Below are 25765 nucleotides of genomic sequence, written 5' to 3' on the forward strand. Positions count from 1 at the left end.
GGCCCCAAGTGCTGCCCCGGCGGCAGCGCCGGCTGCCCCCGCCCACACCCGGAGACAATGATGGCTGCATCGCGCCGCAACAACGGCTGGGTGATCTGGCTGACTTTCGCCATCGGCCTGCTGCTCAGCGTCTCGCCCATGCCGCAGTTCATGGAAGTGTTCCGGCCCATGTGGCTGGCCTTGCTGGTTTCGTTCTGGACCCTGGCCATGCCGCACAAGGTGGGCATGACCACAGCGTTCGTGCTGGGTCTGGCCGAGGATGTGCTGTACGGCACCTTGCTCGGGCAGAACGCACTGATCCTTACCCTGATCACCTTCCTGGTGCTGTCCTTGCAGCAGCGCCTGCGCATGTTCCCCATGTGGCAGCAAAGCCTGGTCATTCTGGTGATCTTCGGCATTGCCCAGCTGATCCAGCTGTGGCTTAGCGCCCTGACCGGCAACCGTCTGCCCACCCTGGCACTGGTCTGGTCGGCGGTGATCAGCGCCTTGCTCTGGCCGTGGATCAGTTTCGCCCTGCGCGACCTGCGTCGCCGCTTGCGTATCAACTGACGGCGATGCGCCGCTGACAGGGAGATGTCTGCATGAACCCGCTTTACCTGGCCTCCGGCTCGCCTCGCCGCCGTGAATTGCTGACCCAGATCGGCGTGCCGTTCAGCGTCATCAGCGCCCCCATCGACGAAACCCCGCTGGCCGATGAAAGCGCCCAGGCTTACGTCGAGCGTCTGGCCCGGGCCAAGGCTGCCGCCGGCCTGGCCTGCCTCGCCCACCCCGACAACGCCACGGCCCCCGAGCGCCGTGCTGTGGTGCTTGGTGCAGACACGGCAGTGGTGCTCGAGGGGCGTATTCTGGGTAAACCGCAAAGCCGCGAAGATGCCTTGGCCATGCTGGCTGATCTGGCTGGCCGCGAGCACCAGGTGCTGACCGCCGTCGCTTTGACCGATGGCCTGCGCGTGCGCAGCCTGTGCGTGGCCAGCAGCGTGCATTTTCGCCCGATCGGTGCCGACGAAGCGCAACGTTACTGGGCCAGCGGCGAGCCGGCGGACAAGGCAGGCGGTTATGCCATCCAGGGCCTGGGTGCGGTGTTCGTCACCGGCCTGGCCGGCAGCTATTCGGCAGTGGTCGGTTTGCCGCTGTGTGAAACCGCAGAATTGCTCGGCCAGTTTGGCATTGCCTGCTGGCAGCCGCTCGTGCCTGCAACAGAGGTAACAAACCCGCGGTAGCCAGCTCTGCCTTCGCCATCCATCATTACAAGAAACTATTGACGAGAGCCTGCCATGAGTGAAGAGATCCTGATCAACATCACCCCGATGGAGTCACGCGTGGCGGTGGTGGAAAACGGGGTGCTGCAGGAAGTGCACGTCGAGCGCACTCAGCGCCGTGGCATCGTCGGCAATATCTACAAGGGCAAGGTGGTGCGTGTGCTGCCAGGCATGCAGGCCGCCTTCGTCGACATTGGCCTGGAACGCGCGGCGTTCATCCATGCTTCGGAAATTTCCCAGCGCGAAGGCTCGGCGGTCGAGAACATCACGGCGCTGGTGCACGAGGGCCAGGCGCTGGTGGTACAAGTGACCAAGGACCCGATTGGCACCAAAGGCGCGCGCCTGACCACGCAGTTGTCGATCCCTTCGCGTTATCTGGTGTACATGCCGCGCAGCAGCCACGTTGGCATTTCCCTGAAGATCGAAGATGAAGCCGAGCGTGAGCGCCTCAAGCAGGTGGTCAGCAACTGCATGGAGAGCGAGAACATCAAGGATGCCGGCGGGTTCATCCTGCGCACTGCCGCCGAAGGCGCGCGGGCCGAGGAAATCCTGCAGGACATCCGCTACCTGCGCCGCCTGTGGGAGCAGATCGGCAGCCAGATCAAGACCTGCGGTGCACCGACGGTCATCTACGAAGACCTGGGCCTGGCCCTGCGAACCCTGCGGGACCTGGTCAACCCGAAGATCGAGAAGATCCGCATCGACTCGCGGGAAACCTTCCAGAAAACCATGCAGTTCGTGAGCGAACTCATGCCGGAAATCGCCGACCGCCTCGAACACTACCCTGGCGAGCGGCCGATCTTCGATCTGTATGGCGTCGAGGACGAAATACAGCGCGCGCTGGAGCGCAAGGTGCCGCTCAAGTCGGGTGGCTATCTGGTGGTCGACCCGGCCGAGGCGATGACCACCATCGACGTCAACACCGGGGCTTTCGTTGGGCATCGCAACCTTGAAGAAACCATCTTCAAGACCAACCTCGAGGCCGCTACCGCCATCGCCCGGCAGCTGCGCCTGCGCAACATCGGCGGCATCATCATCATCGACTTCATCGACATGGAAGATGAAGAGCACCAGCGCCAGGTTCTGCGCACCCTGGAAAAACAGCTGGAACGCGACCATGCCAAGACCAACATCATCGGCATCACTGAGCTGGGCCTGGTGCAGATGACCCGCAAGCGCACGCGCGAAAGCCTGGAGCAGGTGCTGTGCGAGCCCTGCCTGGCTTGCCAGGGGCGTGGCAAGCTGAAAACCCCCGAGACCATCTGTTACGAAATTTTCCGCGAGATCCTGCGTGAGGCCCGTGCTTACCAGGCCGAAGGCTACCGTGTGCTGGCCAACCAGAAGGTGGTTGACCGCCTGCTGGACGAAGAGTCGGGCAACGTTGCCGAACTGGAAGCCTTCATCGGTAGAACCATTCGCTTCCAGGTCGAGTCGATGTATTCGCAGGAACAATACGACGTGGTGCTGCTCTGAGGCCCTCAGCAACACGTCGCTGCCTCGTCGCGCTGGCGAAACCCGTGCGACGGGCCATCATGGATAAACGACTTGGAGGGCCACGGCCATGGGACGTCTGACCCGCGTTCTTGTTGCCTTGACCCGTTGGGGGCTGGGCATATGCGCCTTGTTGGCGGTATTGGTGGCGCTGTATGTCAGCCTCGGCCGTGCATTGATACCCCTGGTAGCCGAGTACCGTGCCGACGTGCAGAGCAAGGCCGAGCAAGCGCTTGGCATGCCGGTACATGTGGGCGCCCTGGAGGGGCGCTGGAGCGGCCTGGCGCCGGTATTGCGGGTGCGCGACCTGCAACTGGGCGAAGGTGCCAAGGCGTTGCGCCTGGATGAGGTCATGGTCGTGCCTGATGTATGGGCCAGCCTGCTGGCGCGTGAGGTGCGCCTGTCGCGTATCCAGCTCGGTGGCCTGCAATTGATCGTGCGCGAGAACGGGCAGGGCGCCTGGAACCTTGAGGGCCTGCCGCAGCAGGACGATACGCCGCTGAACCCTGCCGAGTTGCTGCAGCGCCTGCGCCAACTGGGCCGCGTCGATGTGTTCGACAGCCAGGTCACCGTGCACCCGTGGCAGCGTGACCCGCTGACCCTGACGTATGTGAGTGCCGGCTTGCAGGCCGGCCCCTCGCGGCAGGCCCTGGACCTGCGGGCGACGCTGCCCGATGGCCAGCCCCTGGCGATGAACCTGCGCAGTCGTGTTTCTGCCGAGGCTTGGCGTGACGGCCAGGTCGAGGCCTACCTGAGCCTGCCGCAAAGCGACTGGTCGCAGTGGTTGCCGCCCAGCCTGCTGGGCCAATGGCATGCCGACGCACTGCGTGCAGGCGGCGAGTTCTGGGTCGATTGGGGCAAGGGGCAGTTGCAGAAGGCCGTGGTGCGGCTCAATGCCCCTGAGCTCAAAGGCGCCTACAGCGGGCGCAAGGCCGCCATGTTGAGCAACCTGGCCATGGGCGCCTGGTTCCAGCGTCGCGACCAGGGCTTCGACGTTGTGGTCGACTCGCTGGCCATGGACCTCGGTAAAAGCCGTTGGGAGACGCACCTGCGGGTGCAGCAGCGCCCCGGTGAGCAGGCGGCCGATGAGAGCTGGCAGGTGCAGGCCGACCGGCTCGACCTCACGCCCCTGAGCCCGCTGATCGAGGCCCTGGCACCGCTACCCGACGCAGCCATGGCGGCGGTCACTGGCCTGAAGGTGACCGGTGGTCTGCGCAACGTGCGGCTGCAGGCCCGGCCCAAGGCCGAAGGCGACCAGCGCCTGCAGTTCGAGGCCAACCTGGACAAGGTCGGTTTCAATGCTTATCACAGTGCCCCGGCTGCGGGTAACGTCAGCGGCAGTATCAGTGGCGACCTGGGCCACGGCGAGCTGCGCCTGGACACTGAAGCCTTCATGCTGCACTTGTACCCGATCTTCGCCAAACCCTGGCACTACCAGAAGGCCAACGCGCGCCTGACCTGGGTGCTGGACAAGCAGGGCTTCACCCTTGTCGCGCCCTACCTGAAGGTGCTGGGCGAAGAAGGCAAGATTGCCGGCGATTTCCTGATTCGCCTGCTGTTCGAGGAAGGCCGCGAGGACTACATGGACCTGCGCGTCGGCCTGACCGACGGCGATGGCCGTTATACCGCCAAGTATCTGCCCGAAGTGCTCAGCCCGGCCCTCGACGAGTGGCTGCGCAGCGCCATCGTCAAGGGCGCGGTGGACGAAGGCTATTTCCAGTACCAGGGCTCGCTGAACCATGGCGCGGCGCCAGAGGCACGCAGTATCAGCCTGTTCTTCAAGGTGCATGACGCCGCACTGGACTTCCAGCCGGGCTGGCCGCAAGTCCAGCATGTGGATGGCGACGTCTTCATCGAGGACAGCGGCGTGCGGGTCAAGGCCCGGCGAGGGGTGCTGCTGGACACCCAGGTCAGTGACGTCGACGTCGACATCCCGCATGTCGACGAGGGCCAGCAGAGCCACCTGTTCCTGACGGGCAATTTCGATGGCAGCCTGGGTGATGGCCTGAAGATCCTCAAGCAAGCGCCTATCGGCACCGGTGAGATCTTCGCCGATTGGGAGGGTGAAGGGCCGCTGAAGGGTAAGCTCAAGCTCGATATCCCGCTGGCTCACGGGCAGCGGCCCAAAGTGCAGGTAGACTTCGCCACCCATGACGCGCGCCTGAAGGTCGCCCCGCCCACACTTGAGCTGAGCCGCTTGAAAGGTGACTTCAGCTTCGATTTCGACAAAGGCCTCAGCGGCAAGGGCATCAGCCTGCAGGCCTTCGGCAAGCCCGTCACGGCGCAGATAACGGCCGAGGGCCAACCCGGGCAGATGCAGACCCGCATCGATGCCAATGGCCAGGTAGCGCTCAAGGCGTTGACCGACTGGCTGCAGTTCAAGCAAGCCCTGCCGGCTTCCGGCGACCTGCCTTACCAGTTGCAACTGAGCCTGGGCAGCCGCGACAATCGTTTGAGCGTCAACTCCAACCTCAAGGGGCTGGCGGTCGATTTGCCAGCGCCATTCGGCAAGGCGGCCGCGGAAACCCGCGACAGCCGCTTCAGCATGACGCTACAGGGCCCGGAGCGGCGTTTCGACGCCGGCTACGGTGACCTTGCCCGTGCTGCCTACGCCGCGCCGGCCGACAAGCTCGGCCAAGGCCGGGGCGAGTTGTTGCTGGGCGCCGGTGACGCCCAATTGCCTGCTGCACAGGGCCTGCGCGTGCGTGGGCGCCTGGAAACGCTGGACCTGGCCCCTTGGCAACAGCAGGCCTCACGGCTGGGCGGAGACGACCCAGGTGGCAGTGCGCGGCAGATGCTGCAAAGCGTGGACCTGAGCATTGGCCAGCTCAAGGCGTTTGGCACCGAGCTGAACCAGGCCCTGGTACGGTTGAGCCGAGGCGGCCCCGCCTGGGACCTGCGCCTCGACAGCCAGGAAGTCATCGGCGATGCCCGCGTGCCGGATGCCAAGGGTGCGCCGATGGTCGTGCGCCTGCAGACGCTGCGGCTGCCAGCGCCCAGCCCTGCGGAAAAACAAGCCCAGGAGCGCGCCGAAGATGGGCCGGACCCGCTTGCCACCTTCGACCCACGCAAAGTCCCGGCGCTGGACCTGAGCATCGACAAGCTGTACCGCGGTGACGACCTGTTCGGCAGCGCTTCGATCAAGCTGCGGCCCACTGCACGCGGGGTTGCCGCCAGCGATATCGCTCTTGACTTCAAGGGCCTGCGCATTGGCGGTGGCGGTGGCTGGGAGGGCGAAACGGGCAAGACCAGCAGCTGGTACAAAGGCCGCCTGCAAGGCAAGAACCTGGGCGACGTGCTCAAGGCCTGGGGCTTTGCCCCGACCGTCACCAGCCGCGACTTCCGCCTGGACGTGGACGGCCGCTGGCCAGGCTCGCCGGCTGCCGTCAGCCTGACGCGCTTCTCGGGCAGCATGGACGCGGCGTTGCGGTCTGGCCAGTTCGTCGAGGTCGATGGCAGTGCCCAGGCGTTGCGGGTCTTTGGCCTGCTCAACTTCAATTCGATTGGCCGACGCCTGCGGTTGGACTTCTCCGACCTATTCGACAAAGGCCTGGCCTATGACCGTGTCAAAGGCCTGCTGGCGGCCAGCAATGGCGTGTACGTGACCCGCGAACCGATCACCATGACCGGCCCGTCGAGCAGCTTCGAGCTGGAGGGCACGTTGGACCTGGTACGTGACCAGGTCAATGCCAACCTGCAGGTGAGCCTGCCGGTGACCAACAACCTGCCGCTGGCCGCGTTGATCGTGGGGGCGCCAGCCGTGGGCGGGGCGTTGTTCCTGGTCGACCGGCTGATCGGTGACCGCGTCTCGCGTTTTGCCAGCGTGCATTACCGTGTCGAAGGGCCGTGGAAAGAGCCTAGAATCACCTTTGTGAAACCCTTCGAGAAATAGTGCCAGGAGTGCCCATGAAGGCAGCGGTGATCCAGATGGTCAGCCAGGACGACGTGCTGGCCAACCTGCAGCGTGCCGGTGCCTTGCTGGAGCAGGCTGCACAGGGTGGTGCGCGGCTGGCGGTGCTGCCGGAAAACTTCGCTGCCATGGGCCGCAAGGACGCCGCTGCCATCGGCCGAGCCGAGGCATCGGGGAACGGGCCTATCCTGCCATGGTTGAAACGTACCGCCCGCGACCTCAGGTTATGGATAGTCGCCGGTACCATGCCCTTGCCACCGGTCGGCCAGCCCGACGCAAAGGCACATGCCTGCTCGCTGCTGATCGATGAGCACGGTGAAGTGGCTGCGCGCTATGACAAGCTGCACTTGTTCGACGTGGACGTTGCCGATAACCGCGGCCGCTACCGTGAATCGGATGATTTTGCCCATGGCGCACACGTGGTGGTGGCGGACACGCCGGTCGGGCGGTTGGGGTTGAGCGTATGTTACGACTTGCGCTTCCCAGAGTTGTACAGCGCGTTGCGTGCCGCTGGCGCGGAACTGATCAGCGCACCGGCGGCCTTCACTGCGGTAACCGGCGCAGCACACTGGGACGTGCTGGTGCGCGCCCGGGCCATCGAGACCCAGTGCTACCTGTTGGCGGCAGCGCAGGGCGGTACCCACCCAGGCCCACGGGAAACCCATGGCCATGCGGCGATCGTCGACCCTTGGGGGCGGATCGTGGCACAACAGGCGCAAGGCGAAGCGGTATTGCTTGCCGAGCGCGACATTGAAGAACAGGCGTCCATCCGGGCGCGCATGCCGGTGGTATCGCACCGGCGCTTTTTTTCGCAGGACGCATTGCGGCCTGCGCCCACCTTGGAGTGACTATGAGCCAGATGTTATCCACCGTCAGTGAGCAGCTCCTGGCCCCAGGCGGCTTGACCCTGGACAGCCTGCAAAGCGTGCTCGGTGAATTGGCCGGCCCCGGCATCGACGCTGCCGACCTGTATTTCCAGGGCCAGATTTCGGAAACCTGGGCGCTGGAAGACGGCATCGTCAAAGAGGGCAGCTTCAACCTGGACCAAGGCGTGGGCGTGCGTGCCCAGTCCGGTGAAAAGACCGGCTTCGCCTACAGCAATGCCATCAACCTTGAAGCGCTGACGTCGGCCGCGCGCGCCGCGCGTTCGATTTCCCGCGCCGGGCAGAACGGCACCGTGCAGGCCTTCCGCAGCCCGTCAGTGATCGCGCTGTATGCGGCGGACAACCCGCTCGATGTACTCAGCCGTGCCGAAAAGGTCGAGTTGCTGAAGCGTGTCGATGCCGCGACCCGCGCGCTTGACCCGCGTATCCAGCAGGTCAGCGTGAGCATGGCCGGGGTCTGGGAGCGCATCCTCATCGCTGCAGCGGACGGCAGCCTGGCTGCAGATGTGCGGCCGCTGGTGCGTTTCAATGTGAGCGTCATCGTTGAGCAGAACGGCCGTCGCGAACGCGGCGGGCAGGGTGGTGGCGGGCGTACCGACTACCGTTTCTTCACCGAAGAGCGGGTCATGGGCTACGCCCGTGAGGCGCTGCGCCAGGCCCTGGTGAACCTCGAAGCGATCCCGGCGCCGGCCGGTACCTTGCCAGTGGTGCTGGGCTCGGGATGGTCGGGCGTGCTGCTGCACGAGGCGGTCGGCCATGGCCTGGAAGGTGACTTCAACCGCAAGGGCAGCTCGGCGTTCAGTGGCCGGGTTGGCGAGAAAGTGGCGTCGAGCCTGTGCACCATCGTCGATGACGGCACCCTGGAAGGCCGCCGCGGTTCGCTGAGCGTGGATGACGAAGGTACGCCGACCGAGTGCACCACCCTGATCGAGAACGGTGTGCTCAAGGGCTACATGCAGGACAAGCTGAACGCGCGGCTGATGGGCATGGCAGTGACCGGCAATGGTCGCCGCGAATCCTACGCTCACCTGCCGATGCCACGCATGACCAACACCTACATGCGTGCCGGCGAAAGCGACCCGCAGGAAATCATCGCCTCGGTGAAGAAGGGCATCTACTGCGCCAACCTCGGGGGTGGCCAGGTGGACATCACCAGCGGCAAGTTCGTGTTTTCGACCAGCGAGGCCTACCTGATCGAAGACGGCAAGATTACCGCACCGGTGAAGGGCGCGACCTTGATTGGCAATGGTCCGGAGGCGATGAGCCGGGTGTCGATGGTCGGCAACGACCTGGCGCTGGACAGCGGGGTAGGGACGTGCGGCAAGGACGGGCAATCGGTGCCGGTCGGGGTTGGGCAGCCGACCCTGAAGCTGGATGCGATCACCGTGGGCGGTACCGGCGCGTGATGGCCTTTGGGGCCATTGTGGGGGCGGGCTTGCCCGCGAACACCGGCGAAGCCGGTGCCGGGCACCGCGTCGCCTGCTTCGCGGGAACGCCCGCTCCCGCAGGGCCTCAGCCTGTCAGCGCAACCCGCGCTGCAACTCGTCGAGGTCGCGGATGTACTTGAACACCTTGCGCGCGGCGGCCGGCGGTTTGTTCCGCGCCTTCTCGTGCTGGGCATGGCGCACCAGCGAACGCAGTTGCTGGCGATCGGTGTCGGGGTATTCGTTGACGAAGCGTTCAAGGTCTTCGTCGTTACCGTCGATCAACCGGTCGCGCCAGCGTTCCAGGCCGTGGAAGCGTTCGTTGTACTGGCGAGTCGAGCTGTCCATCTGCTCGAGCAGGGCATGGATGGCATCCAGGTCCTGCACGCGCATCAGCTTGCCGACGAACGACATGTGGCGTTTACGCGCACCATGAGCCGTGTGCTTGCTGGCCTCGGCCAGGGCCTTGCGCAGCTCGTCGGTCAACGGCAGGCGGGCCAGGGTATCGGCCTTGAGCGTAGTCAGGCGCTCGCCGAGTTCGACCAGCGCATGCAGCTCGCGCTTGATCTGGGTTTTGCTTTTTTCGCCGTCGAAGGCGTCGTCGTTTGAATCAACCATGGTGGCAGTCCGCTAGAAATCGCCGCCATGATAACCAGTCGGGGGCCGCTTGTCCGGCCCGGTCGTAGAATGACCCTCGCCGAACGCAGAATTTGAGTGGAGAGAACCATGAGTGCAGTCCAGAGCGTAGGTCCGAAAGACCTGCCAGCATTGCAAGAGCAGGTCGAGGCGATCATCGCCGAAGCGCGCCGCCAAGGGGCCAGTGCCTGCGAAGTGGCCGTGTCGCTGGAGCAGGGCCTGTCCACCACGGTACGTCAGCGCGAGGTCGAAACGGTTGAATTCAACCGCGACCAGGGCTTTGGCATCACCCTCTATGTTGGCCAGCGCAAAGGCTCGGCCAGTACCTCGGCCAGTGGCCCGGAGGCGATCCGGGAAACCGTCGCGGCAGCGCTGGCCATTGCCAGGCACACCTCCGAGGACGACTGTTCGGGCCTGGCGGACGCGGCGTTGATGGCCCGGGAAATTCCGGACCTGGACCTGTATCACGACTGGGCTCTCGAGCCCGAGAAAGCCATCGAGATGGCCTTGGCGTGCGAAGCGGCGGCGTTCGATGCCGACCCGCGCATCCTCAATGCCGATGGCACCACCCTCAACACCCACCAGGGCTGCCGCGTGTATGGCAACAGCCACGGGTTCATCGGTGCTTACGCCTCGACCCGGCACAGCCTGAGCTGCGTGATGATCGCTGAAGGCGACGGGCAGATGCAGCGCGATTACTGGTATGACGTCAACCGCCAGGGCAACCTGCTGGCCGACCCGCGCAGCATTGGTGTGCGGGCCGCGCAGCGGGCCGCCAGCCGCCTCGGCGCGCGCCCGGTGCCAACCTGCGAAGTGCCGGTGCTGTTTTCCGCAGAACTGGCAGGCGGTTTGTTCGGCAGCTTCCTGTCGGCGATTTCCGGCGGCAATCTGTACCGCAAGTCGTCGTTCCTCGAAGGCAGCATCGGCCAGCGCCTGTTCCCGTCCTGGCTGACCCTCGACGAGCGCCCGCACATTCCCCGCGCGCTGGCCAGTGCAGCGTTCGACGCCGACGGCCTGGCGACCTACGCCAAACCGTTCGTCGACAAAGGCGAGCTGGTGTCGTATCTGCTGGGTACCTATTCGGGGCGCAAGCTGGGCTTGCCCAGCACGGCCAACGCGGGGGGTGTACACAACCTGTTCGTCAGCCACGGCGTCGAGGACCAGGCTGCCCTGATCCGGCGTATGGGGCGTGGGCTTTTGGTGACCGAGCTGATGGGCCATGGCCTGAACATGGTGACGGGTGATTACTCCCGTGGGGCAGCGGGTTTCTGGGTCGAGAATGGTGAAATCCAGCATGCGGTGCAGGAAGTGACGATTGCCGGCAACATGAAGGATATGTTCCAGCAGATTGTCGCGATTGGCAGCGATCTTGAAACCCGCAGCAATATCCACACCGGGTCGGTGCTGATCGAGCGGATGACTGTGGCAGGTAGCTGATTCATTGCCTGTACCGGCCCATTCGCGGGCTCGCCCGCTCCCACAGCTTGAAGCCTATGCAATCCCCTGTGGGAGCGGGCAAGCCCGCGAAGAGGCCGGTACCGGCAATAAAGAATTTCAGTGGAATAGAAGACCCGGCCCTCGCGCCGGGTTTTTTCTTTCATCAGCTCCCCTTGAAGTGATTCTATTTATCAATTAATAATGAATATCATTATCCAGTAACTCGGCGATGATGTTCATGAATTCCGTCCTCCGCGAAATGCCCTACCTGGAAAACTGGCGCTGGCTCAGCCGCCGGATCCGCTGCGCGCTCGAACCTGACGAGCCGCGCCTGATCGAGCACTACCTGGCCGAAGGCCGTTACCTGGTGTGCTGTACCGAAACCTCGCCATGGACGGTGGCGTTGACCTCCTTCCGCCTGCTGCTCGACACCGCCTGCGACCGCATGTTGCCCTGGCACTGGCGCTGCCTGTGCCTGGACCAGGCCTGGCGGCCGTTGCTGGACCTGCGCAACCTCGACCGCCAGGCCCAGAACCAGCGTTGGCAGCCCTACGCCATTCAGTTGGCGAACTGCAGCCTGCTGCCGTCGATTTCTCCCGATGAACTGATGCAAGGATTTGATGATGAGTGATACCCGTATCGAGCGCGACAGCATGGGTGAATTGCAGGTGCCGGCCCAAGCCCTGTATGGCGCCCAGACCCAGCGCGCGGTCGACAATTTCCCGATCAGCGGCCAGCGCATGCCGGCCCAGTTCATTCGAGCCTTGCTGCTGGCCAAAGCGGCTGCGGCCAAGGCCAACGTAGAGCTGGAGCAACTGTCCGCCGGCCAGGGGCAGGCCATCGTCAAGGCGGTGGAACAGCTGCTGGCGCAGGACTACATCCAGCACTTCCCGGTCGACGTGTTTCAGACAGGCTCGGGCACCAGCTCGAACATGAACGCGAACGAGGTGATCGCCACCCTGGCCAGCCGTGTGCTCGGCGAGCCGGTCAATGCCAACGACCACGTCAATTGCGGCCAGAGCAGCAACGACATCATTCCCACCACCATTCACGCCAGCGCTGCCCTCGCCGTGCATGAGCAGCTGTTACCTGCCCTGGCGCACCTGGTGCAGGTGATCGAGGCCAAGTCCAGGCAGGTGCATCAGTACGTGAAAACCGGCCGTACCCACCTGATGGATGCAATGCCCGTGCGCCTGAGCCAGGTGCTGGACGGTTGGGCAGCGCAGATCGAAGGTGCCAAGGCGCACATCGAAGCCACCCTGCCAAGCCTGCAGGCGCTGGCCCAGGGCGGCACCGCAGTGGGCACCGGCATCAATGCCCACCCGCAATTCGCTGCCGCTTTCGCGCGCCAGCTCAGCGGCCTGACCCAGGTCCAGTTCACGCCGGGGCACAACCTGTTTGCCCTGATCGGTTCGCAGGATACCGCGGTAGCCCTGTCCGGCCAGCTCAAGACCACAGCGGTGGCACTGATGAAGATTGCCAACGACCTGCGCTGGATGAACTCGGGCCCTCTGGCCGGCCTTGGGGAAATCGAACTGCAGGGTCTGCAGCCGGGCTCTTCGATCATGCCAGGCAAGGTCAACCCGGTCATCCCGGAGGCTACGGCCATGGTCGCCGCGCAGGTCATCGGCAACGACGCCACCATCGCCGTGGCTGGGCAGTCGGGCAACTTCGAACTGAACGTGATGTTGCCGCTGATCGCACGCAACCTGCTGGAGAGCATCGAGTTGATGGCCAACGTCAGCCGCCTGCTGGCCGACAAAGCCATTGCCAGCTTCAAGGTCAACGAGGGCAAGCTGAAGGAGGCGCTGGCGCGCAACCCGATCCTGGTCACTGCACTGAACCCGATCATCGGCTACCTGAAGGCCGCTGAAATTGCCAAGACCGCCTACCAGCAAGGTCGCCCGATCATTGATGTCGCGCTGGAGCATACCGACCTGTCGCGGGACCAGCTGGAAACGCTGCTGGACCCGGAAAAACTCACCGCTGGCGGCATCTGACACTGCCTTACCGCCGAGGAAACAGACATGCAGCACTGGAAACGCACCATGGAACTGGCCAACCGCCTGTTCGAACAAGGCGAGCTGGTCGATGCCCGGGAACATTACCTGCAAGCCCTGGCCCTGGCCCAGGTGCTGTTCGAGCGCTGGCATGACGTCGACGAAGCGGTGGCTGCCCTGGTCGTCGCTCACCATAACCTGGCCGACCTGCACCTGCGCCTGAACCAGCCGCATGAAAGTGCCGATTACCTCTGTGCCGCGCACCAGTGGCTGCTACAGGCCAGCCAGCAAGCCCGCTTGCCACAGGCGCTGCGGGACGCAGCCCTGCGCCACAGTGGGCGTACCTACACCGAACTGCTCGGTTTCATCGCGGAGTACGGCCAGTACCCGCGTACCGAACGCCTGCTCAACCGCCACAACATCGGGGCCAGCGAACTCGCTGCCCCGGCCGGCGTGGTACCCAGTACTCAAGCCTACGGAATTCACTGACATGCCCCATACCTTGCCTGCTTTGCCTTACGCCTACGACGCGCTGGAGCCGCACATCGACGCGCAGACCATGGAGATCCACCACACCAGGCACCACCAGACTTACGTCAATGGCCTCAACGCCGCCGTCGAAGGCACCGAGTGGGCTGAGTGGCCAGTCGAAAAACTGGTCGCTGCGGTCGGGGACTTGCCGGAGCAGCTGCGTGGCGCCGTGACCAACCACGGTGGCGGTCACGCCAACCACAGCCTGTTCTGGACCGTGATGTCGCCGCAGGGCGGGGGTGAGCCCACGGGCGAGCTGGCACAAGCCATCACCACGCAACTGGGCGGTTTCGACGCGTTCAAGGAAGCCTTCACCAAGGCCGCCCTGACCCGCTTCGGCAGCGGCTGGGCCTGGCTCAGCGTAACGCCGCAGAAAACCCTGGTCGTGGAAAGCAGCGGCAACCAGGACAGCCCACTGATGCATGGCAACACGCCGATTCTCGGGTTGGACGTGTGGGAGCATGCGTATTACCTGAAATACCAGAACCGCCGCCCGGAATACATTGGTGCCTTCTACAACGTCATCGACTGGGCGCAAGTGCAACACCGCTATCTCGAAGCCCTGAAGTGAGTCGAACCGGTATGCGCTCAGAGGTCATGTCGGTCAGCAGTGTGCGCCTGTTTCGCCAGGCGCTGGGTGCCTTGCTGTTGCTGGCGGGTACCGCGCTGCTGGCGGCGCGCGGTCTTGCCTGGCTGGACTTGGCGCCGCGCATGCTGCGCGCCCTGGAGGGCGGCGCTTTGTGTGCGCTGGGCACGGCGCTGGGCGCAGTACCGGTGCTGGTCATTCGTAACATGCCGGTGGCGTTGGCCGACACCTTGCTGGGCTTCGGCGCCGGGGTCATGCTGGCGGCTACGGCATTTTCATTGATCATGCCCGGGCTGGATGCGGCCCAGGCCATCGGCTTCAGCCCATGGGGTGCGGGTGGCTTGATCAGCTTCGGCTTGATGTTCGGCGCGTTGTGCCTGTTCCTTATCGACCTCAAGGTCTCCAACGCCTCGCCGCAAGCGCTGGTTGGCAGTGCGCAGCAGCCGGTGATCGCCGCGCGAATCTGGCTATTCGTCATTGCCATCATTGCCCACAACATTCCCGAAGGCATGGCGATTGGTGTGTCAGCCGGGGGTGGCATGGCTGACGCAGACAGCCTGGCCATGGGCATCGCGTTGCAGGATGTGCCCGAGGGGCTGGTGATTGCCCTGGTGTTGGCAGGGGCGGGCATGCCGCGCTTCAAGGCGTTCATGATCGGCGCGGCTTCGGGGTTGGTCGAGCCTGTGGCTGCGGTGATCTGTGCCTGGCTGGTGAATGTCGCCGAATTGCTGCTGCCCCTGGGGCTCGCCTGCGCAGCCGGCGCGATGCTGCTGGTGGTAACCCAGGAAGTCATCCCCGAATCGCGCAGCAACGGCCATCACCGCCTGGCCAGCCTGGGGCTGTGCATCGGCTTTTGCCTGATGATGGTGATGGATACCGCGCTGTCCTGATCTTTGGTCAGGTTGAAGGGGTGCACACTGTGGGCGCGGTGCAGGGCTTGGAGGCTTACTCGCCTTCGTCGAAGTAGTTGTTGATCAACTCGACCAGCGCGTCCATGGCATCGTTGTCCTGCTCACCCTCGGTATGCAGGTGCACCTGGGTACCCTTGCCAGCCGCCAGCATCATCACGGCCATGATGCTTTTGCCGTCTACCAGTTTGTCCGGCGCGCGGCCGACCCGCACCTGGCAGGGAAAGCGGCCGGCCACGCCGACGAACTTCGCTGCCGCCCGGGCATGCAGGCCCAGCTTGTTGATGATGGTGATTTCGCGGGCGGGCATCGTGGGGCGGATCCTTGGGCTAGAGGTCGCGGTGGCGGACCTGGACGTTTTTCAGGGACTGTTGCAGCAACTGGCCGAGGCGTTCGGTGATGTACACCGAACGATGGTGGCCGCCGGTGCAGCCAATGGCAATGGTCACGTAGGCACGGTTACTGGCTGCGAAGCGGGGTAGCCACTTGAGCAGGTAGCTGGAAATATCGTTGAACATGTCCTCGACGTCTGGCTGCGCGGCCAGGTAGTCGATCACCGGCTGTTCCAGGCCGGAGTGCTCACGCAATTCTGGCTTCCAGTAGGGGTTGGGCAGGCAGCGTACGTCGAACACCAGATCGGCATCGACCGGCATGCCGCGTTTGAAGCCGAATGACTCGACCAGGAATGCGGTACCAGGCTCGGGCTTGTTGAGCAGGCGCAACTTGATCGTGTCACGCAACTGGTAGAGGTTCAGGCTGGTGGTGTCGATCTTCAGGTCGGCCAGGTCGGCAATCGGCCCCAGCAGTTCGCTCTCCACGCGGATGGCCTCTGCCAGCGAGCGGTCGGCGTTGGTCAGCGGGTGGCGGCGGCGGGTTTCTGAAAACCGCTTGAGCAGGGTATCTTCATCGGCATCCAGGTACAGCACATCGCACTGGATGTGGCGGGCACGGGCGTCGGCTAGCAGCTCGGGGAAGCGCGACAGGTGGCTGGGCAGGTTGCGGGCGTCGATCGACACTGCCACTTTCGGCTGCAGCAGTTCGGTGTTGATCAGTGCATTTTCCGCGAGCTGCGGCAGCAGCCCGGCGGGCAGGTTGTCAATGCAATAGAAACCGTTGTCTTCCAGGACATCGAGGGCGGTGCTCTTGCCGGAGCCAGACCGGCCGCTGACGATGATCAGGCGCATGTTCAGTGCTCGTTCTGTACGTCCAGGACAACCTGGTACAAGGCCTCGTTGCTGGTGGCCGAACGCAGGCGATCACGCACGTCCTTGCGGTCGAGCATGCTGGCGATCTGGCGCAGCAGTTCCAGGTGGGCATCGGTGGCGGCTTCAGGGACCAGCAGGACGAACAGCAAGTCTACCGGCGCGCCATCGATGGCATCGTAATCGATGGGTGCTTCCAGGTGCAGCAGGGCGCTGACTGGCGCGGAGCAGCCTTCAAGCCGGCAGTGCGGAATGGCGATGCCATTGCCGAAACCGGTTGAACCGAGTTTTTCCCGCGCGACCAGCTTTTCGAAGACGACTTGCATCTCCAGTTCCGGCACTTGTTCGGCGATGATGGTGGCGACCTTTTCCAGGGCGCGCTTCTTACTGCCGCCCGGCACGTTCACGAGGGAACGGCCGGGGGTCAGGATGGTTTCAAGTCGGATCATGGATGAGGGGGATCAGCGGGCAGCTGCACCTTGCAGCAGGCTTTGCTGTTTTTCCTTGTGTTTTTTCAGTTGGCGGTCGAGCTTGTCGGCCAAGGCATCGATCGCTGCATACATATCTTCGTGTTCGGCGTTTGCTACCACTTCGCCGCCGGGAATCTGCAGGGTCGCCTCGACCTTCTGCTGCAGCTTCTCGACCTTCATGATGACCTGCACGTTGGTGATCTTGTCGAAGTGACTTTCCACGCGGGCGAGCTTTTCCAGCACGTAATCGCGCAGTGGCTGGGTGACTTCTACATGCTGTCCACTGATATTGACTTGCATACAGCTTCTCCTTTGTTGCCCGTGCATAAAGAGGCAGGTTTTGCACCTGCCCCGCAAACGCTATGGCAGATCTCAGGGGCTACATCAGTCGCTTGCGCTCACTCGACGGTGCGATGCCGAGAGACTCGCGGTACTTGGCGACGGTGCGGCGGGCCACCTGGATGCCTTGTGCCTCCAGTAAACCAGCGATCTTGCTGTCACTCAATGGCTTTTTCTGATTTTCCGCTGCAACCAGTTTCTTGATGATCGCGCGGATCGCTGTAGACGAGCATTCTCCGCCTTCGGAGGTGCTGACGTGGCTGGAGAAAAAGTATTTCAGTTCGTAGATGCCGCGGGGCGTGTGCATGTATTTCTGCGTGGTCACCCGGGAAATGGTCGACTCGTGCATGCCCACCGCTTCGGCAATGTCATGCAGCACCAGCGGTTTCATCGCTTCGTCGCCATGATCGAGGAAGCCGCGCTGATGCTCGACGATCTGCGTGGCGACTTTCATCAGGGTTTCGTTGCGGCTTTGCAGGCTCTTGATGAACCAGCGCGCCTCCTGCAGCTGGTTGCGCATGAAGGTGTTGTCGGCACTGGTGTCGGCGCGGCGCACGAAGCCGGCGTATTGAGCGTTCACGCGCAGGCGCGGGATGGCTTCCTGGTTTAGTTCCACCAGCCAGCGGTCGCTGTCCTTGCGCACGATCACGTCCGGTACCACGTACTCGGGCTCGCTGGACTCGATCTGCGAACCCGGGCGCGGGTTGAGGCTTTGCACCAGTTCGATCACCTGGCGCAGTTCGTCTTCCTTGACTTTCATGCGCCGCATGAGCTGGCTGTAGTCGCGGCTGCCGAGCAAGTCGATGAAATCGCAGACCAGCCGTTTCGCCTCGTTCAGCCACGGCGTGCTGGCAGGCAGTTGGCGCAGTTGCAGCAACAGGCACTCGCCAAGGGTGCGTGCCGCGACGCCTGCCGGTTCGAACTGCTGAATGCGGTGCAGCACCGCTTCGACTTCGTCCAGCTCGATATCCAGCTCCGGGTCGAAGCCAGCGCAGATTTCTTCGAGGGTGTCTTCCAGGTAGCCCTGGCCGTTGATGCTGTCGATCAGGGTCACGGCGATCAGGCGGTCGGTATCCGACATCGGCGCCAGGTTCAGTTGCCACAGCAGGTGGCTTTGCAGGCTTTCGCCGGCCGATGTCCGCGTGGTGAAGTCCCACTCGTCGTCATCGTTGCTCGGAAGGCTGCTGGCGCTGGTCTGGTAGATGTCTTCCCAGGCGGTGTCGACCGGCAGCTCGTTGGGGATACGCTCGCTCCATTCACCGTCTTCGAGGTTGTCGGCACTGACCGTGCTTTCCTGGAAGCTGTTGTCCTGAACGTCGGCGGCCGGCTTGTTCTCGGCGTTGTCGGCCATCGGGTCGCTGTTGTCGAAGTCTTCGCCGTCTTCCTGGCGTTCGAGCATCGGGTTCGACTCCAGCGCCTCCTGGATTTCCTGTTGGAGGTCCAGGGTGGAAAGCTGGAGCAGGCGGATGGCCTGTTGCAACTGCGGTGTCATCGTCAGTTGCTGGCCCATTTTTAGGACGAGCGATGGTTTCATGGCTGGGGCTTAATACCTTGTTCGCCGGCGCGCATGCGCCATCCACTACACGAGGGCGCCGGGGCGCCAGATCAAGCAAGTTTTATGCCTTAAATTGTAGCGTTTGCCTAGAGTACGTAACAATTTTAACCCCGGCTTCAGGGCAGGTTGCCAGTACCCCAGGCAGGGGTGGGTCAGAGCCGGAACTCGTGGCCCAGGTAAACCTCTTTGACCAGTTCGTTGGCCAGGATGGTTTCGGCGTCGCCTTCGGCGATCAGCCGGCCATCGTTGACGATGTAGGCGGTCTCGCAGATATCCAGGGTTTCGCGCACGTTGTGGTCCGTGATCAGCACACCGATACCCTTGGCCTTGAGGTGGTGGATGATCTGCTTGATGTCACCGACCGAGATCGGGTCCACGCCGGCGAAGGGTTCGTCCAGCAGGATGAACTTGGGCGCAGTCGCCAGGGCGCGGGCGATCTCGACACGGCGGCGTTCGCCACCGGACAGGCTCATGCCGAGGTTGTCGCGGATGTGGCTGATGTGGAACTCCTGCAGCAGGCTTTCCAGTTCCTTGCGCCGGCCATCGCGGTCGAGGTCCTTGCGGGTCTCGAGGATGGCCATGATGTTGTCGGCCACCGAAAGCTTGCGGAAGATCGAGGCTTCCTGCGGCAGGTAGCCGATGCCGGCGCGCGCGCGGCCGTGCATGGGCTGGTGGCTGACATCGAGGTTGTCGATCAGGACACGACCCTGCTCGGCCTGGACCAGGCCGACGATCATGTAGAAGCAGGTGGTCTTGCCGGCACCGTTCGGGCCGAGCAATCCGACGATCTGGCCGCTGTCGATCGACAGGCTGACATCACGTACGACCTGGCGCCCCTTGTAGCTTTTGGCCAGGTGCTGGGCTTTTAGGGTTGCCATTTACTCGGCCTTCTTCTTGGGCTGGATCACCATGTCGATGCGCTGACGTGGCTGGGTCACGTTACCGCCACGGCCGGCGGTAGCCACCTGCGACTTGGTGTTGTAGACGATCTTCTCGCCCTCGGTGGTGTTGCCTTCGTTCTCGACCTTGGCGCGGTCGGTGAGGATCACGGTGTCTTTTTGCGCCTGGTATTGGATGGTCACTGCCCAGCCCTTCATCTTGTCGGGCTTGGCGGCGCTCTGCTGCTGCTCGAAGTAGGCCAGGTTGCCAACCGAAGTGACCACGTCGATGTCGCCGTTGGCGGCGCGGGTCATGGTCACGGTATTGCCTTTGATCATCATCGAGCCTTGAGTGATGATCACGTCACCGGTGTACGTCGCGACACCCTGCTTGTCGTCCAGATGCGCGTTGTCGGCCTGGATACGGATTGGCTGGTCACGGTCATTCGGCAGGGCGAAGGCGCTCGCGCTTCCCAGTGCTGCGCTCAGGCTGAGCAAAAGGGGGAGGGTTTTAACGAGCCTCATACTGTCCTCTTACGTTAGAGAGCAAGTCCATCTTGCCTTCTTTCAAATACGCTTTCATGCCCTTGCCCGTGGTTGTGCCACCGGCGCCGTCGATTCTAACGGCTTGCTCGGTCTGCGCATATTGCTTCTGCGGGAATACGGTCATGCGTGAGCTGGTGATGATGGTGTCGCGTTGCTTTTCGTCGGTGCGGGCAACGCGGACCTTGTTGATCAGTTCGACCTCGTTGCCGTCCGGGCTGACCTCGGCGCGCTCGCTCTGAACATGCCACGGGTATTCGGTGCCGCGGTAAAGGCGCAGGTCGGGCGTGGTCACCAGGGTAACTTCGGTCGCCTTGACGTGCTCGACCTTGTCGGCGGTCATTTCGTACTGCAATTTGCCGTCCGGCAAGAACTGCACACTATGGGCGTTGATCGCATAGTAGTCGATGGCGCTTTCGTCGACCTGGGCCACAGGCTGGTCGAGGAAGCTTTCAGGGCTGACATTCCAGTAGCCAATGGCAGCGAGCACGGCAGCAATCACCGCCAGCAGCGCAATATTGCGGACCTTCTTGCTGAACATGGGCGGCCTTACAAGTAGTTGGCGTTGGCAGCGTCCAGGGTGCCCTGGGCCTGCATGATCAGTTCGCAGAACTCGCGGGCAGCGCCTTCGCCGCCGCGCGCCTGGGTCACGCCGTGGGCATGCTGGCGAACGAAGGGCGCGGCGTTGGCCACTGCCATACCCAGACCGACGCGGCGAATCACCGGCAGGTCGGGCAGGTCGTCGCCCAGGTAGGCGACCTGTTCATAGCTTAGGCCGAGTTCGGCAAGCAGCCCGTCAAGAACCACCAATTTGTCTTCGCGGCCCTGAAACAGGTGCGCGATACCCAGGTTCGCAGCCCGCCGCTCGACCACCGGGGTCTTGCGCCCGCTGATGATGGCCGTGGTCACGCCCGACGCCATGAGCATCTTGATGCCCTGGCCGTCGAGGGTATTGAAGGTCTTGAATTCGCTGCCGTCTTCGAGAAAGTACAGTCGCCCATCGGTCAGTACGCCGTCGACATCGAACACGGCCAGCTTGATGGCCTGGCCACGTTGCATGAGATTCTGGCTCATCACATAACTCCTGCACGCAACAGATCGTGCATGTTCAGGGCACCCGTCGGCCGGTCGTCCTGGTCGACGACCACCAGTGCGTTGATTTTGTTGTCTTCCATGATTTTAAGGGCCTCGGCGGCGAGCATTTCGGCCCGTGCAGTTTTGCCATGCACGGTCATGACGTGGTCGATCAACGTGGTATGCACGTCGATATTGCGGTCCAGGCTGCGGCGCAGGTCGCCATCGGTGAAGATACCGGCCAGCTTGCCGTCTGCCTCGAGCACAGCGGTCATGCCCAGCCCTTTGCGCGACATTTCCAGCAGGGCATCCTTGAGCAACGTGCCACGCAGCACCTTGGGCAACTGGTCACCGCTGTGCATCACATGCTCGACCTTCAGCAGCAGCCGCCGCCCCAAGGCGCCGCCAGGGTGCGAAAAGGCAAAGTCCTCGGCAGTGAACCCGCGCGCTTCGAGCAGGGCAATGGCCAGCGCGTCACCCAACACCAGTGCCGCAGTGGTCGAGGAGGTAGGGGCAAGGTTCAGCGGGCAGGCTTCCTGTGCGACCCGGGCATCCAGGTTCACCTCTGCTGCCTGGGCCAGGGTGGAGTCCGGGTTGCCGGTAAGGCTGATGAGGGTGATGCCCAGGCGCTTGATCAGCGGCAGCAACGTGACGATCTCGGCCGTGCTGCCTGAGTTGGACAGCGCCAGGATGATATCGTTACCGGTGATCATGCCCATGTCGCCATGGCTGGCTTCGGCCGGGTGCACGAAAAACGCGGGGGTGCCGGTACTGGCGAGGGTCGCGGCAATTTTGTTGCCGATATGCCCAGACTTGCCCATGCCAAGCACCACGACGCGGCCCTGGCTGGCCAGGATCAGTTCGCAGGCTTTGACGAAATGCTCGTCGATGCGCGCCAGCAGGCCCTCTACGGCCTCGAGTTCCAGGCGCACGGTGCGCTGTGCGGATTGAATCAGCTCGCTGGATTGGCTCATGTCGATAAAGCACTGCCTGATGAAAAGTCGGCGATTATAGCCGCAATCGACGAAACCCTCACCTTTTCCATCTGCCTGGTCACGGGCGCCCCAGCCTGTCTCGTAGCTGAACGGGGCATGCATGACCTTGGGGGCGCGCGGGCAGCGGTGCTATAGTTCGCCGCTATTCGGCCTGCCAAGGGCGCGTGTGCCTTCTGCAGGGAGGCTGGCGTCCATAAGGACGAGGCTGCATCAGCAAGGAGTCTAGATGAGTGTGGATAGCGCCTACGCGGTGGAATTGAAGGGTGTTACCTTCAAGCGCGGTTCGCGTAGCATTTTCAGCAACGTCGATATTCGCATCCCGCGCGGCAAGGTCACCGGCATCATGGGGCCATCGGGTTGCGGCAAGACCACGTTGCTTCGCCTGATGGGCGCGCAGCTGCGCCCCGCCAGTGGTGAGGTATGGGTCGCCGGGCAGAACCTGCCGACGCTGTCGCGCAGCGACCTGTTCGACGCCCGCAAGCAGATGGGCGTGCTGTTTCAGAGCGGCGCGCTGTTCACCGACCTCGATGTGTTCGAGAACGTCGCATTTCCGCTGCGCGTGCATACCCAGCTTGCAGACGACATGATCCGTGACATCGTGTTGATGAAACTGCAGGCCGTGGGGCTTCGTGGGGCCATCGACCTGATGCCCGATGAGCTGTCCGGTGGCATGAAGCGCCGCGTGGCGCTGGCCCGGGCAATCGCCCTGGACCCGCAGATCCTCATGTACGACGAGCCGTTCGTCGGGCAGGACCCGATTGCCATGGGGGTACTGGTGCGCTTGATCCGCCTGCTCAACGATGCCTTGGGCATTACCAGCATCGTGGTGTCCCATGACCTCGCAGAAACCGCCAGCATCGCCGACTACATCTATGTGGTGGGCGACGGCCAGGTGCTGGGGCAGGGTACCCCCGACGAGCTGATGGGCTCGGACAATCCGCGGATCCGCCAGTTCATGAAAGGCGACCCGGATGGCCCGGTGCCGTTCCATTTCCCTGCGCCTGACTACAGCGCCGACCTGCTGGGGGCGCGTTGATGCGCAGAAAATCCTTACTCGAACGTGTCCGGCTGCTGGGCCGCTCGGCCATCGACGTGGTGGCGGTACTCGGGCGTTCCTGCCTGTTCCTGTTCCATGCCCTGGTCGGGCGCGGCGGCATTGGCGGTGGCTTCCAGCTGCTGATCAGGCAGCTGTACTCGGTGGGCGTGCTGTCGCTGGCGATCGTCGTCGTGTCCGGGGTGTTCATCGGCATGGTGCTGGCGCTGCAGGGCTACAGCATCCTCACCAAGTACGGCTCCGAGCAGGCCGTGGGCCAGATGGTGGCCCTGACCCTGTTGCGGGAACTTGGGCCGGTGGTCACGGCGTTGCTGTTCGCGGGCCGTGCCGGTTCTGCACTGACTGCCGAAATCGGCAACATGAAGTCCACCGAGCAGTTGTCCAGCCTGGAGATGATCGGCGTCGACCCGCTCAAGTACATCGTGGCGCCACGCTTGTGGGCCGGTTTCATCTCGTTGCCGCTGCTGGCGCTGATCTTCAGTGTGGTCGGTATCTGGGGGGGCTCGTGGGTCGCCGTGGACTGGCTGGGCGTATACGAGGGCTCGTTCTGGGCCAACATGCAGAACAGTGTTTCGTTCACCGACGACGTGCTCAACGGGCTGATCAAGAGCCTGGTGTTCGCATTCGTCGCGACCTGGATCGCCGTATTCCAGGGGTACGACTGTGAGCCCACTTCAGAAGGGATCAGCCGTGCAACCACCAAGACCGTGGTCTATGCCTCGTTGGCAGTGCTGGGTCTGGACTTTATTCTGACCGCCTTGATGTTTGGAGATTTCTGATGCAAAACCGCACCCTGGAAATCGGTGTCGGCCTGTTCCTGCTGGCCGGGATCCTGGCGCTGCTGCTGCTGGCCCTGCGTGTCAGCGGGCTGTCGGCCAGCCCGAGCAGCGATACCTATAAAGTTTATGCCTATTTCGACAATATCGCCGGTTTGACGGTCAGAGCCAAGGTGACCATGGCGGGCGTGACCATCGGCAAGGTCACCGCCATCGATCTGGACCGTGATTCCTATACCGGTCGGGTGACCCTGCAGCTGGACAAGTCGGTGGACAACCTGCCGACCGACTCCACTGCCTCGATCCTGACCGCCGGTCTGCTCGGCGAGAAGTACATCGGTATCAGCGTGGGCGGTGAGGAAGACGTGCTCAAGGATGGCTCGACCATTCACGACACCCAGTCTGCCCTGGTGCTGGAAGACCTGATAGGCAAGTTCCTGCTCAACTCCGTTGGCAAGGAACCGAAAGAAGCGCAACCGGCTAATTGAGGAGTTTCCATGATTTCGATCTTGCGACGTGGCCTGCTGGTGTTGCTGGCGGCTTTCCCCCTGATGACCTTGGCCGCGCAGTCGCCGCATGACGTGGTTCAGGGCACCACCACCGAGTTGCTGGGTGAACTCAAGGCCAACAAAGAGCAGTACAAGGCCAACCCACAAGCGTTCTACGACACCCTTGACCGGATTCTCGCGCCGGTGGTCGATGCCGACGGTATTTCCCGCAGCATCATGACCGTCAAGTACTCGCGCAAGGCCACGCCCGAGCAGATGCAGCGCTTCCAGGAAAACTTCAAGCGCAGCCTGTTCCAGTTCTACGGCAATGCGTTGCTGGAGTACAACAACCAGGGGATCGTCGTCGACCCGGCCAAGGCCGATGATGGCAAGCGCGCTTCGGTGGGCATGAAGGTTACCGGCAACAATGGCGCCGTGTACCCGGTGCAGTACACCCTGGAAAACCTGGGTGGCGAGTGGAAGGTGCGTAACGTCATCGTCAACGGCATCAACATCGGCAAGCTGTTCCGTGACCAGTTCGCCGACGCCATGCAGCGCAACGGCAACAACCTGGACAAGACCATCGACGGCTGGGCCGGCGAAGTGGCCAAGGCCAAGCAGGCCGCCGACAACTCGCCAGAAAAGGCGGTGAAATGAGTGAGGCCGCGGTAAGCATGGCTGAGCCGGGCGTGCTGAGCCTGTCCGGCGTGCTGGACTATCGCAGCGGGCCGCAGTTGCGCAAGCAAGGCAAGGCGCTGATCACTGCCAGCCGGGATGCGCAACTGGTGCTCGATTGCTCGGGCGTGCTGCGCTCCACCAGTGTCGGCCTGTCGTTGCTGCTGTCGTTCATGCGCGATGCCCAGGCCGCAGGCAAGGCCTGTCGGGTGCGGGGCATGCCCGACGACATGCGGGAAATTGCCGAGGTCTACGACCTCGATCAAGTGCTGGCGACCTGATGGCCCGGCACGGATGACGGCCCCTCGGTCAGCGAAGCCCTCGTTGGGCTTCGCAGGCGAGGGGCTTTTTTGTATGATGGCCGACCCGTGCGCATCGGGCGCCGATTGAGGTTGAGCATGCAGGCCGTAGAAGTTAAAAGCTTCCTTGAAGAGAAATTGCCGGGTTCCCGGGTCGAAGTTGAAGGCGAAGGCTGCAACTTCCAGTTGAACGTGATCAGCGACGAGTTGGCTGGCCTGAGCCCGGTCAAACGTCAGCAGGCTATCTATGCTCATCTGAATCCATGGATCGCCAATGGCAGCATCCATGCGGTAACCATGAAATTTTTCAGCAGCGCAGCCTGGGCTGAGCGCACCTGAGCCAACTTGGCG

Annotated in this window: 29 protein-coding genes; 18 read left to right on the forward strand and 11 right to left on the reverse strand. The window is 63.3% G+C overall.

Features of this window, described 5'->3' with window-relative positions; translation table 11 throughout:
- Positions 1-60 precede the first annotated feature (60 nt).
- From mreD to tldD, 6 genes are all read left to right on the forward strand, one after another.
- Positions 61-549 (forward strand): rod shape-determining protein MreD, encoded by a 489-nt coding sequence (gene mreD / locus B3361_RS20490; RefSeq protein WP_029885529.1) that lies wholly within the window; start codon positions 61-63, stop codon positions 547-549.
- 32 nt (positions 550-581) lie between these two features.
- A complete protein-coding gene (locus tag B3361_RS20495; RefSeq protein WP_029885528.1) occupies positions 582-1220 on the forward strand; it encodes a Maf family protein in 639 nt (212 codons plus the stop codon).
- 54 nt (positions 1221-1274) lie between these two features.
- Positions 1275-2732: a ribonuclease G gene (gene rng, locus B3361_RS20500; RefSeq protein WP_009683058.1), complete on the forward strand. Its 1458-nt coding sequence runs from the start codon at positions 1275-1277 to the stop codon at positions 2730-2732.
- Positions 2733-2820: 88 nt separating this feature from the next.
- Entirely contained in the window at positions 2821-6642 is a 3822-nt protein-coding gene (locus B3361_RS20505) for a YhdP family protein (protein ID WP_154211450.1), read from the forward strand.
- 14 nt (positions 6643-6656) lie between these two features.
- Positions 6657-7508, forward strand: coding sequence for a carbon-nitrogen hydrolase family protein (locus B3361_RS20510; RefSeq protein ID WP_054905738.1), 852 nt, complete (start codon positions 6657-6659; stop codon positions 7506-7508).
- Positions 7509-7510: 2 nt separating this feature from the next.
- Entirely contained in the window at positions 7511-8950 is a 1440-nt protein-coding gene (tldD, locus tag B3361_RS20515; RefSeq protein WP_054905739.1) for a metalloprotease TldD, read from the forward strand.
- A 114-nt stretch (positions 8951-9064) separates the two neighbouring features.
- On the opposite strand, the gene yjgA is transcribed toward tldD, so the two are convergent.
- Positions 9065-9586 (reverse strand): ribosome biogenesis factor YjgA, encoded by a 522-nt coding sequence (yjgA, locus tag B3361_RS20520; protein WP_009683052.1) that lies wholly within the window; start codon positions 9584-9586, stop codon positions 9065-9067.
- 108 nt (positions 9587-9694) lie between these two features.
- Here yjgA and pmbA point away from each other — a divergent pair, with 108 nt between their 5' ends.
- The 6 genes from pmbA (at position 9695) to B3361_RS20550 (ending at position 15048) form a co-directional block, all read left to right on the forward strand.
- Positions 9695-11041 (forward strand): metalloprotease PmbA, encoded by a 1347-nt coding sequence (gene pmbA / locus B3361_RS20525; RefSeq protein WP_054881434.1) that lies wholly within the window; start codon positions 9695-9697, stop codon positions 11039-11041.
- A gap of 229 nt (positions 11042-11270) precedes the next feature.
- On the forward strand, positions 11271-11672 hold the full coding sequence (locus tag B3361_RS20530) for a hypothetical protein (protein WP_054905740.1): 402 nt from the start codon (positions 11271-11273) through the stop codon (positions 11670-11672).
- Positions 11665-13041, forward strand: coding sequence for a class II fumarate hydratase (locus B3361_RS20535; protein ID WP_054881433.1), 1377 nt, complete (start codon positions 11665-11667; stop codon positions 13039-13041). Before B3361_RS20530 ends, B3361_RS20535 begins: the two co-directional genes overlap by 8 nt.
- 27 nt (positions 13042-13068) lie before the next feature.
- On the forward strand, positions 13069-13530 hold the full coding sequence (locus B3361_RS20540; protein WP_029887552.1) for a hypothetical protein: 462 nt from the start codon (positions 13069-13071) through the stop codon (positions 13528-13530).
- Position 13531: 1 nt separating this feature from the next.
- A complete protein-coding gene (locus B3361_RS20545; RefSeq protein WP_125854839.1) occupies positions 13532-14143 on the forward strand; it encodes a superoxide dismutase in 612 nt (203 codons plus the stop codon).
- 11 nt (positions 14144-14154) lie between these two features.
- A complete protein-coding gene (locus B3361_RS20550; RefSeq protein ID WP_009683044.1) occupies positions 14155-15048 on the forward strand; it encodes a ZIP family metal transporter in 894 nt (297 codons plus the stop codon).
- A 55-nt stretch (positions 15049-15103) separates the two neighbouring features.
- Here the strand turns inward: B3361_RS20550 and B3361_RS20555 are convergent, their stop codons facing one another.
- From B3361_RS20555 to B3361_RS20600, 10 genes are all read right to left on the reverse strand, one after another.
- On the reverse strand, positions 15104-15376 hold the full coding sequence (locus B3361_RS20555) for an HPr family phosphocarrier protein (RefSeq protein ID WP_009683043.1): 273 nt from the start codon (positions 15374-15376) through the stop codon (positions 15104-15106).
- A 19-nt stretch (positions 15377-15395) separates the two neighbouring features.
- Positions 15396-16250, reverse strand: a complete 855-nt coding sequence (gene rapZ / locus B3361_RS20560) for an RNase adapter RapZ (RefSeq protein WP_009683042.1) — start codon at positions 16248-16250, stop codon at positions 15396-15398.
- A 2-nt stretch (positions 16251-16252) separates the two neighbouring features.
- A complete protein-coding gene (gene ptsN, locus B3361_RS20565) occupies positions 16253-16717 on the reverse strand; it encodes a PTS IIA-like nitrogen regulatory protein PtsN (RefSeq protein WP_009683041.1) in 465 nt (154 codons plus the stop codon).
- A gap of 12 nt (positions 16718-16729) precedes the next feature.
- The gene (hpf, locus tag B3361_RS20570; RefSeq protein WP_003255135.1) at positions 16730-17038 is read right to left on the reverse strand and encodes a ribosome hibernation-promoting factor, HPF/YfiA family; all 309 of its coding nucleotides are present in this window, start codon (positions 17036-17038) and stop codon (positions 16730-16732) included.
- Between the two features lie 79 nt (positions 17039-17117).
- Positions 17118-18611 (reverse strand): RNA polymerase factor sigma-54, encoded by a 1494-nt coding sequence (locus B3361_RS20575; RefSeq protein ID WP_054906043.1) that lies wholly within the window; start codon positions 18609-18611, stop codon positions 17118-17120.
- 173 nt (positions 18612-18784) lie between these two features.
- Entirely contained in the window at positions 18785-19510 is a 726-nt protein-coding gene (lptB, locus tag B3361_RS20580; RefSeq protein ID WP_010952146.1) for an LPS export ABC transporter ATP-binding protein, read from the reverse strand.
- A complete protein-coding gene (lptA, locus tag B3361_RS20585; RefSeq protein WP_029887549.1) occupies positions 19511-20035 on the reverse strand; it encodes a lipopolysaccharide transport periplasmic protein LptA in 525 nt (174 codons plus the stop codon).
- Positions 20022-20594 carry an LPS export ABC transporter periplasmic protein LptC gene (gene lptC / locus B3361_RS20590; protein ID WP_029887548.1) on the reverse strand — a complete coding sequence of 191 codons (573 nt, stop codon included), beginning with the start codon at positions 20592-20594 and terminating at the stop codon, positions 20022-20024. The genes lptA and lptC overlap by 14 nt, the downstream gene beginning before the upstream one ends.
- A gap of 8 nt (positions 20595-20602) precedes the next feature.
- On the reverse strand, positions 20603-21127 hold the full coding sequence (locus B3361_RS20595) for a KdsC family phosphatase (RefSeq protein ID WP_009683034.1): 525 nt from the start codon (positions 21125-21127) through the stop codon (positions 20603-20605).
- A complete protein-coding gene (locus B3361_RS20600; protein WP_054881447.1) occupies positions 21127-22101 on the reverse strand; it encodes a KpsF/GutQ family sugar-phosphate isomerase in 975 nt (324 codons plus the stop codon). The genes B3361_RS20595 and B3361_RS20600 overlap by 1 nt, the downstream gene beginning before the upstream one ends.
- 247 nt (positions 22102-22348) lie before the next feature.
- Here B3361_RS20600 and B3361_RS20605 point away from each other — a divergent pair, with 247 nt between their 5' ends.
- From B3361_RS20605 to B3361_RS20630, 6 genes are all read left to right on the forward strand, one after another.
- Positions 22349-23158 (forward strand): ATP-binding cassette domain-containing protein, encoded by an 810-nt coding sequence (locus B3361_RS20605; RefSeq protein ID WP_009683032.1) that lies wholly within the window; start codon positions 22349-22351, stop codon positions 23156-23158.
- A complete protein-coding gene (mlaE, locus tag B3361_RS20610; RefSeq protein WP_009683031.1) occupies positions 23158-23955 on the forward strand; it encodes a lipid asymmetry maintenance ABC transporter permease subunit MlaE in 798 nt (265 codons plus the stop codon). Before B3361_RS20605 ends, mlaE begins: the two co-directional genes overlap by 1 nt.
- Positions 23955-24440 carry an outer membrane lipid asymmetry maintenance protein MlaD gene (gene mlaD / locus B3361_RS20615; RefSeq protein WP_009683030.1) on the forward strand — a complete coding sequence of 162 codons (486 nt, stop codon included), beginning with the start codon at positions 23955-23957 and terminating at the stop codon, positions 24438-24440. Before mlaE ends, mlaD begins: the two co-directional genes overlap by 1 nt.
- A 9-nt stretch (positions 24441-24449) precedes the next feature.
- Positions 24450-25097, forward strand: coding sequence for an MlaC/ttg2D family ABC transporter substrate-binding protein (locus B3361_RS20620; protein WP_009683029.1), 648 nt, complete (start codon positions 24450-24452; stop codon positions 25095-25097).
- Positions 25094-25396: an STAS domain-containing protein gene (locus B3361_RS20625; protein WP_009683028.1), complete on the forward strand. Its 303-nt coding sequence runs from the start codon at positions 25094-25096 to the stop codon at positions 25394-25396. The genes B3361_RS20620 and B3361_RS20625 overlap by 4 nt, the downstream gene beginning before the upstream one ends.
- Before the next feature lie 117 nt (positions 25397-25513).
- A complete protein-coding gene (locus B3361_RS20630; RefSeq protein WP_003255121.1) occupies positions 25514-25753 on the forward strand; it encodes a BolA family protein in 240 nt (79 codons plus the stop codon).
- The last annotated feature ends 12 nt before the right edge of the window (positions 25754-25765 follow it).

Source organism: Pseudomonas sp. UBA6699 (assembly GCF_002454615.1).
GTDB lineage: Bacteria > Pseudomonadota > Gammaproteobacteria > Pseudomonadales > Pseudomonadaceae > Aquipseudomonas > Aquipseudomonas juntendi.

Bases quoted from the DNA above. Each gene is read 5' to 3' on its own strand.
- mreD (WP_029885529.1), top strand. From the start codon at position 61: ATGGCTGCATCGCGCCGCAACAACGGCTGGGTGATCTGGCTGACTTTC.
- B3361_RS20495 (WP_029885528.1), top strand. From the start codon at position 582: ATGAACCCGCTTTACCTGGCCTCCGGCTCGCCTCGCCGCCGTGAATTG.
- rng (WP_009683058.1), top strand. From the start codon at position 1,275: ATGAGTGAAGAGATCCTGATCAACATCACCCCGATGGAGTCACGCGTG.
- B3361_RS20505 (WP_154211450.1), top strand. From the start codon at position 2,821: ATGGGACGTCTGACCCGCGTTCTTGTTGCCTTGACCCGTTGGGGGCTG.
- B3361_RS20510 (WP_054905738.1), top strand. From the start codon at position 6,657: ATGAAGGCAGCGGTGATCCAGATGGTCAGCCAGGACGACGTGCTGGCC.
- tldD (WP_054905739.1), top strand. From the start codon at position 7,511: ATGAGCCAGATGTTATCCACCGTCAGTGAGCAGCTCCTGGCCCCAGGC.
- yjgA (WP_009683052.1), bottom strand. From the start codon at position 9,586: ATGGTTGATTCAAACGACGACGCCTTCGACGGCGAAAAAAGCAAAACC.
- pmbA (WP_054881434.1), top strand. From the start codon at position 9,695: ATGAGTGCAGTCCAGAGCGTAGGTCCGAAAGACCTGCCAGCATTGCAA.
- B3361_RS20530 (WP_054905740.1), top strand. From the start codon at position 11,271: ATGATGTTCATGAATTCCGTCCTCCGCGAAATGCCCTACCTGGAAAAC.
- B3361_RS20535 (WP_054881433.1), top strand. From the start codon at position 11,665: ATGAGTGATACCCGTATCGAGCGCGACAGCATGGGTGAATTGCAGGTG.
- B3361_RS20540 (WP_029887552.1), top strand. From the start codon at position 13,069: ATGCAGCACTGGAAACGCACCATGGAACTGGCCAACCGCCTGTTCGAA.
- B3361_RS20545 (WP_125854839.1), top strand. From the start codon at position 13,532: ATGCCCCATACCTTGCCTGCTTTGCCTTACGCCTACGACGCGCTGGAG.
- B3361_RS20550 (WP_009683044.1), top strand. From the start codon at position 14,155: ATGCGCTCAGAGGTCATGTCGGTCAGCAGTGTGCGCCTGTTTCGCCAG.
- B3361_RS20555 (WP_009683043.1), bottom strand. From the start codon at position 15,376: ATGCCCGCCCGCGAAATCACCATCATCAACAAGCTGGGCCTGCATGCC.
- rapZ (WP_009683042.1), bottom strand. From the start codon at position 16,250: ATGCGCCTGATCATCGTCAGCGGCCGGTCTGGCTCCGGCAAGAGCACC.
- ptsN (WP_009683041.1), bottom strand. From the start codon at position 16,717: ATGATCCGACTTGAAACCATCCTGACCCCCGGCCGTTCCCTCGTGAAC.
- hpf (WP_003255135.1), bottom strand. From the start codon at position 17,038: ATGCAAGTCAATATCAGTGGACAGCATGTAGAAGTCACCCAGCCACTG.
- B3361_RS20575 (WP_054906043.1), bottom strand. From the start codon at position 18,611: ATGAAACCATCGCTCGTCCTAAAAATGGGCCAGCAACTGACGATGACA.
- lptB (WP_010952146.1), bottom strand. From the start codon at position 19,510: ATGGCAACCCTAAAAGCCCAGCACCTGGCCAAAAGCTACAAGGGGCGC.
- lptA (WP_029887549.1), bottom strand. From the start codon at position 20,035: ATGAGGCTCGTTAAAACCCTCCCCCTTTTGCTCAGCCTGAGCGCAGCA.
- lptC (WP_029887548.1), bottom strand. From the start codon at position 20,594: ATGTTCAGCAAGAAGGTCCGCAATATTGCGCTGCTGGCGGTGATTGCT.
- B3361_RS20595 (WP_009683034.1), bottom strand. From the start codon at position 21,127: ATGAGCCAGAATCTCATGCAACGTGGCCAGGCCATCAAGCTGGCCGTG.
- B3361_RS20600 (WP_054881447.1), bottom strand. From the start codon at position 22,101: ATGAGCCAATCCAGCGAGCTGATTCAATCCGCACAGCGCACCGTGCGC.
- B3361_RS20605 (WP_009683032.1), top strand. From the start codon at position 22,349: ATGAGTGTGGATAGCGCCTACGCGGTGGAATTGAAGGGTGTTACCTTC.
- mlaE (WP_009683031.1), top strand. From the start codon at position 23,158: ATGCGCAGAAAATCCTTACTCGAACGTGTCCGGCTGCTGGGCCGCTCG.
- mlaD (WP_009683030.1), top strand. From the start codon at position 23,955: ATGCAAAACCGCACCCTGGAAATCGGTGTCGGCCTGTTCCTGCTGGCC.
- B3361_RS20620 (WP_009683029.1), top strand. From the start codon at position 24,450: ATGATTTCGATCTTGCGACGTGGCCTGCTGGTGTTGCTGGCGGCTTTC.
- B3361_RS20625 (WP_009683028.1), top strand. From the start codon at position 25,094: ATGAGTGAGGCCGCGGTAAGCATGGCTGAGCCGGGCGTGCTGAGCCTG.
- B3361_RS20630 (WP_003255121.1), top strand. From the start codon at position 25,514: ATGCAGGCCGTAGAAGTTAAAAGCTTCCTTGAAGAGAAATTGCCGGGT.